Source organism: Bradyrhizobium sp., assembly GCF_019242285.1.
Lineage (GTDB): Bacteria > Pseudomonadota > Alphaproteobacteria > Rhizobiales > Xanthobacteraceae > Bradyrhizobium.
On record NZ_JAFAVV010000668.1, the window covers coordinates 1 to 5,621 of the forward strand.

General features: G+C 66.2%; 7 protein-coding genes and 1 pseudogene. 2 read left to right on the plus strand and 6 right to left on the minus strand.

Going from position 1 to position 5,621, the window contains the following annotated elements; genetic code table 11:
• Positions 1–808: pseudogene (locus tag JOY90_RS27075) on the plus strand (carbohydrate ABC transporter substrate-binding protein); the annotation flags it as partial.
• A gap of 109 nt (positions 809–917) precedes the next feature.
• Here the strand turns inward: JOY90_RS27075 and JOY90_RS27080 are convergent.
• Together JOY90_RS27080 and JOY90_RS27085 are read right to left on the minus strand one after the other, a co-directional pair.
• The gene (locus tag JOY90_RS27080) at positions 918–1,100 is read right to left on the minus strand and encodes a hypothetical protein (RefSeq protein ID WP_291694169.1); all 183 of its coding nucleotides are present in this window, start codon (positions 1,098–1,100) and stop codon (positions 918–920) included.
• A gap of 27 nt (positions 1,101–1,127) precedes the next feature.
• Positions 1,128–1,250, minus strand: coding sequence for a hypothetical protein (locus JOY90_RS27085; protein ID WP_291694170.1), 123 nt, complete (start codon positions 1,248–1,250; stop codon positions 1,128–1,130).
• 255 nt (positions 1,251–1,505) lie between these two features.
• Between JOY90_RS27085 and JOY90_RS27090 the strand changes: the two genes are divergently transcribed.
• Positions 1,506–2,222: a hypothetical protein gene (locus JOY90_RS27090; RefSeq protein ID WP_291694171.1), complete on the plus strand. Its 717-nt coding sequence runs from the start codon at positions 1,506–1,508 to the stop codon at positions 2,220–2,222.
• On the opposite strand, the gene JOY90_RS27095 is transcribed toward JOY90_RS27090, so the two are convergent.
• From JOY90_RS27095 to JOY90_RS27110, 4 genes are all read right to left on the minus strand, one after another.
• Positions 2,208–3,017: a tetratricopeptide repeat protein gene (locus JOY90_RS27095; protein ID WP_291694172.1), complete on the minus strand. Its 810-nt coding sequence runs from the start codon at positions 3,015–3,017 to the stop codon at positions 2,208–2,210. The two genes, JOY90_RS27090 and JOY90_RS27095, sit on opposite strands and share 15 nt — an antisense overlap.
• 206 nt (positions 3,018–3,223) lie before the next feature.
• Positions 3,224–4,327: an alkene reductase gene (locus tag JOY90_RS27100; protein ID WP_291694173.1), complete on the minus strand. Its 1,104-nt coding sequence runs from the start codon at positions 4,325–4,327 to the stop codon at positions 3,224–3,226.
• Between the two features lie 237 nt (positions 4,328–4,564).
• Positions 4,565–5,068, minus strand: a complete 504-nt coding sequence (locus JOY90_RS27105; RefSeq protein WP_291694174.1) for a DUF1993 family protein — start codon at positions 5,066–5,068, stop codon at positions 4,565–4,567.
• A gap of 46 nt (positions 5,069–5,114) precedes the next feature.
• On the minus strand, positions 5,115–5,621 hold a 507-nt coding region (locus tag JOY90_RS27110), incomplete at its 5' end, for a peptidoglycan-binding protein (protein WP_291694175.1).

The following is a 5,621-nucleotide window of genomic DNA, read 5'->3' on the forward strand; positions in this document are numbered from 1 at the left end:
GATGAAGAAATATGCCCCGCCGCAGGCGCAAGGCATGACCTTCTCCGAGTCGGGCCCGGTGCCCTCGCAGGGCAACATCGCCCAGCAGATCTTCTGGTACACCGCCTTCACCGCCGACATGGTCAAGCCCGGCCTGCCGGTGATGAACAGCGACGGCACGCCGAAATGGCGCATGGCGCCGTCGCCGCACGGCTCGTACTGGAAGGAGGGCATGAAGCTCGGCTACCAGGACGTCGGCTCGGCGACGCTCTTGAAATCGACCCCGGTCGATCGCCGCAAGGCAGCCTGGCTCTATCTGCAATTCATCGTCTCCAAGACGGTGAGTGCGAAGAAGAGCCATGTCGGTCTCACCTTCATCCGCGAGTCCGACATCTGGGACAAGTCGTTCACCGAGCGCGCGCCGAAGCTCGGCGGCCTGATCGAATTCTACCGCTCGCCCGCGCGCGTGCAGTGGACGCCGACCGGCAACAACGTGCCTGACTATCCGAAGCTCGCGCAATTGTGGTGGCAGAACATCGGCGACGCGTCGTCGGGTGCGAAGACGCCGCAAGCCGCGATGGATGCGCTGGCCGCGGCCCAGGATTCGGTGATGGAGCGGCTGGAGAAGTCGGGCGTGCAGGGCGCCTGCGGTCCGAAGCTCAACAAGAAGGAAACCGCCGAGTACTGGTTCAAGAAATCGGAGAAGGACGGCAACATCGCGCCGCAGCGCAAGCTCGCCAACGAGAAGCCGAAGGGCGAGACCATCGACTACGACACGCTGATCAAGTCGTGGCCGGCGACCCCGCCGAAGCGGGCGGAAGCGAAGTGACGGTCGACGGCCGTCATGGCCGGGCTTGACCCGGCCATCCATGCTGACAACGAAGGCCGGGAGCGATCCCGGCCTTCTCATTTCTCCATCGGGCTCTCGCAGGCGCTCGTCAATCCAGCGGTTCGACCTTCACGATCGAAGCGCCATCATTGCTTCCCGCCCAGAAGCTGACCGGCGTCGTCGAATTGTCGACGAACACCCTGCGGATATTGGTCGGCCGCGGCAGCAGATAATCTCGCCGGTCCTGGTGTTCAGCCGTGTCACCTGATCGGTCACCATCGATCCCGTCCATGCGTTCTCGTTCCTGTCGAGCACGACATCATAGGGTGCCGACCAGCGGGTGTTTGAGCTTCCATTCCCTGAAGGTGTTGCTCCTTGTGTCGAACATCCCGATCCGGTCGCCGCGGGATTCGCCGAACCAGAGCCGATCCTGCGCGTCCATGTTCGCCCTTGCGGGCATCCTTGAACGGTCGCCGCGGCTGGCGCCTGGGCCCGGGTTGGAAACGGAAACGTCAGGACGCGACGATGGTGATGGCGGCGAGCAGGGAACGGTGCATGGTTTCCTCCCGATCTTCTTTTTTGATTGCCCCGAGCATAGGCTCGGCCGGTCGGGTGCAGCAAGCTCTCGGCAGCATCGCTCGATCATGATTGACCCACGGGGCGGAACGGCCGCAACATGCGGGTCCAGGAGATTTCCATGCGCATGATCTTCCGCTGCGATCCCGCGCTCGCGCCGCATCTGCCGAAGCCCGCATTGGCGCGAGGGCGCTTGCCGGACTGGCTGCGCGCGATGCCGGCAAAAGCGCATTCGGATATCCACGGCCGCGAGATTCGCACCGTCAAGCAATGTCCGCCCTTCGTCGACGCCATGGCCTATGGCGTGATGATTCCGTTGCCCTGTGACGTCATCATCGAGAACGGGTCGTTCTCGTGGGACTGGGACGTCCCGGAGCCGGCGACGCCGGGCCACCCGCGCGCGCCCCTGAGCTTCCACGTCGCCGCGCAACTGGCCGGCGCGCCGTTCGCGCGCGAAGGGCAGGCCGCGATCAAGTTCAACAGCTTCTGGACCATCGAGCTGGACGAGGGCTGGTCGCTGTTCGCGACCCATCCCGTCAACCGGGATGACCTGCCGTTCCGCACGCTGTCGGGCCTGGTCGATGCCGACCGCTTCTTCGACGGCGGGATCAATTTTCCGGCGCTGTGGATCGATCCCGATTTTTCGGGCGTGCTGAAGCAGGGCACGCCGGTCGCGCAATGCTTCGCCGTGCCGCGCGTTTCGGCTGAGCTGGTGTTCGAAAGTCTCGATGAGGCGCACCGCGATGGCTATGCGAAGACGGTGTCCGAGGTGCTCGCCGCGCCCAACGTCTACCGCAAGCGTTTTCGCGCGCGACGGGGGCATCTAGGGCGCGAGTGATCGCCGCAGCGCGTCCGCGTCGAGCCAGAGCCGGCCATGCGAGGCCGAGGTCAGTGCCATGGCGATGGAGCCGAACAGGGCAGGGCGCAGGCGATAGGCCTCCCGGTAGGCGGCCATTGCAGCGTCGCGATCGCCGCCTTCCTGCAGCACGATGCCGAGGTTGAGCATGGCTTCCGCGTGATCGGGCTTCAGCTCGATCGCCTTGCGGTAGGCGGTGGCTGCGGCGTGATAGTCGTGCAGATCCTGGCATGCGAGGCCGAGATCGAACCACGCCGAGGCCGGCGCGTCGGCGGCGGTCGCCCGCTCCAGGAGCGACACCGCCGCGGCGTAGTCGCCGTCCTCCCAGGCCAGCCGGCCGAGCCGCGCCGCGGCTTCCGGATGCGTCGGGATCACCTTCAGGATCGCCTGCCACGCCTCGCGCGCCTGCACCTGCATTCCCGCCTGATCCAGCATGCGCGCCTTCTCGACGAACAATTCGCGCTGGGGCGAAAGCGCAATCGCGCGATCGAGCTGTGCGAGCGCGGCACCGAGATCGCTGAGGGCGCGCGCGATCCGCGCAGCAAGCAGGCGCGCCGCAGCATGGTCCGGCCGCCTGGCGAGGCTGGTCTCGATGTGCGGGAGCGCGGCGGCGGCATCACCCTTGGCGAACAGCACGGCAGCAAGCAGATGGCTGAGCATCGGCTCGCCAGGCGCGCGGGCCAGCGCCTGCTCGCAACGCTGCTGCGCCTCGTCGCGTCGCCCGGCGTTGAACGCGGCGGCGGCATGGCGAACGATATCCTCGGTGTGTTCCGTCATGGCGTCCAGTAGAACAGACGTCGCCAGACTAGGGAAGGGCGTCGACCAAGCCGTAGGGTGGACCAAGCTCCGCCTGCGCTCGAAGAGCGAAGGCGAAGCGTGCCCACCATGCGGAGCCACCGCGTTGATGGATGGGAGGCACGTCGCTCCGCGCGGTGCGAAGCATCGTCGCGTTCGCGCCTTGGCGCACCCGACATTCTTCGCCGTTATTGCGCTGCCTGCGCGGCCTCCAGCGTCGGATAGTCCGTGTAGCCCTTGGCGCCGCCGCCATAGAAGGTGTTCTTGTCCCACTCGTTCAGCGGCGCGCCGGCCTTCAGCCGCTCCACCAGATCGGGGTTGGAGATGAACGGCTTGCCGAACGCGATCAGGTCGGCGGCGCCGTCGGCGAGCACCTTGGTCGCGAGCGCGAAATCATAGCCGTTATTGGCCATGTAGGCGCCCGAGAAGCGCTTGCGCAGCGACGCGTAGTCGAACGGCGCGATGTCGCGCGGGCCGCCGGTCGCGCCCTCGATGACGTGGATGTAGGCGAGCCTCAGGGCATTGAGGCCGTCGACGATATGGTCGAACAGCGGCTGCGGATTGGAGTCCGAAATATCGTTGGCCGGTGTCACCGGCGAGATGCGGATTCCGGTGCGCTCGGCGCCCGCCTCGGCGGTCACCGCCTTCGTCACTTCGAGCATCAGCCTGGCGCGGTTCTCGATGGAGCCGCCGTAGGCGTCGGTGCGCTTGTTGGCGCCATCCTTGGCGAACTGGTCGAGCAGATAGCCGTTGGCGCCATGGATCTCGACGCCGTCGAAGCCGGCGGCCATCGCATTCGTCGTGGCCTTCCTGAAGGCGTCGATGATATCAGGGATTTCCGACAGCTCCAGCGCGCGCGGTTCGGAGATTTCGGTGAACGTACCGTTGACGAAGGTCTTGCCCTTGGCGCGGACCGCGGAGGGACCGACCGGCTTGCCGCCGCCGGGTTGCAGCGAATCGTGCGAGATGCGGCCGACATGCCAGAGCTGGATGAAGATGCGGCCGCCGCGCTCATGGACGCGGTCGGTCACCTTCTTCCAGCCGGCGACCTGCTCCCTGGAATAGATGCCGGGCGTGTCCTGGTAGCCCTGGCCCTGCTGCGAAACCTGGCTCGCCTCGGTGACGAGGAGGCCTGCGGAGGCGCGCTGGCCGTAATATTCGACCGCGAGCTCGCTCGGCACCATGCCGGGCGGCACCGCGCGGTTGCGCGTCAGAGGCGCCATCACGAGGCGGTTCGGCAGGGTGATCGGACCGAGCTTGTAGGGTTCGAAAAGTTGGGTCGGCGTGCTCATGCGGGACTTTCCGATGGGATGAGGGATGGCCTACAATTGTGCATCGCGACGTACCGTGCAAGGTGACAGCCATTCGCGGCGCGCAGGGGTGACGAGCGCGGCGCTCGAAATGAAAACTTCTTCAAAAGCCGAAAAACTGAGCAGGAATCGCTTGCGGATTCGCCTTGCACGGAAGTGAAATTTCCTCCGCCATTCCGGGCACGACGAAGGCGGCCCGGAATGGCGAGGCAGAGAGCGTCAGGCCACGCCGAGGAAGTCGCGCTTGCCGATCTCGACGCCGTTGTGGCGCAGGATGCCGTGGGTGGTCGCGGCGTGGAAATAGAAGTTCGGGAAGGCGAAGCGGTTGACGAAGTCCTGGCCCTTCAGCGTCAGGCTGGTGTTCGGGCCGGTCGGGAAGGTGACGTCCTTGGTGTCGCCGCCCTCGAACTGTGCCGGCTGGAACGTCTTCAGGTAGGCGACGGTGTTGGCGAGGCGCTGGCGCAATTCCGCGAACGTCTTCTCGGTGTCGGGCGTGCTCGGCACGTCGGCATGGGCGAGCCGCGCGCAGCCCTTGGCGGCGAAATCGCAGGCGAGCTGCACCTGTTTGGAGAGGGGGAGCATGTCCGGATAGAGCCGCGCCGACAGCAGCACCTCGGGTTGGATCTTCTTGGTCTCGCAATGCGCCTCTGCCTTGGTCAGCAGGCCTGAAAGCGCGGTGAGAATCTGCAGGAAGGCGGGGACGGTCGCGTCATGGAAGGACATGTGATGCTCTCTGAGGAGAAGGTTGGCAGTCCCGCCAATATGGGCGCTAACGCGCCGTCGGCAATGGCATCGGCTGCGCCTGCGCGCGCGGTGTGCCGGGCGTGCCACGCATCCTCGCCAACAGCTCCGCGGTCGGCCAGGAATCCGCCGGCAGGCCATACTTGACCTGCATCGCCTTGACCGCCGTTCGGCTCTGCTGGCCGAGCACGCCGTCGACCTTGCCGACGTCGAAGCCGGCGCGCACCAGGAGCTGCTGCAATTCCTTGATCTCGTTGAACGGCAGTTGCGCGACGGCAGCGGCCGGGCGGCGCATCGGTGGGGCGCCCGCGATCCGGGTGGCGAGATAGGCTGCGGTGGTGGAATAGATCAGCGAGTTGTTCCACTCGGTGAAAGCCGCGAAATTCGCATAGGCCAGGAACGCCGGCCCATTGCGGCCCATCGGCAGCAACAGCGACGCCGGCAATTCGTCGTTCGGCAGCGCGCGGCCGTCCGGATAGGTGACCCCGAGCTGCGAAAGTCTCGCACGCGGCATCTGCATCGTCAGGTCGGCCTG

What these genes read in the sequence shown, in the direction of transcription:
- JOY90_RS27080 (WP_291694169.1), bottom strand. Translation starts at nt 1,100, where the DNA reads ATGGACGGGATCGATGGTGACCGATCAGGTGACACGGCTGAACACCAG.
- JOY90_RS27085 (WP_291694170.1), bottom strand. Translation starts at nt 1,250, where the DNA reads ATGGACGCGCAGGATCGGCTCTGGTTCGGCGAATCCCGCGGCGACCGG.
- JOY90_RS27090 (WP_291694171.1), top strand. Translation starts at nt 1,506, where the DNA reads ATGCGCATGATCTTCCGCTGCGATCCCGCGCTCGCGCCGCATCTGCCG.
- JOY90_RS27095 (WP_291694172.1), bottom strand. Translation starts at nt 3,017, where the DNA reads ATGACGGAACACACCGAGGATATCGTTCGCCATGCCGCCGCCGCGTTC.
- JOY90_RS27100 (WP_291694173.1), bottom strand. Translation starts at nt 4,327, where the DNA reads ATGAGCACGCCGACCCAACTTTTCGAACCCTACAAGCTCGGTCCGATC.
- JOY90_RS27105 (WP_291694174.1), bottom strand. Translation starts at nt 5,068, where the DNA reads ATGTCCTTCCATGACGCGACCGTCCCCGCCTTCCTGCAGATTCTCACC.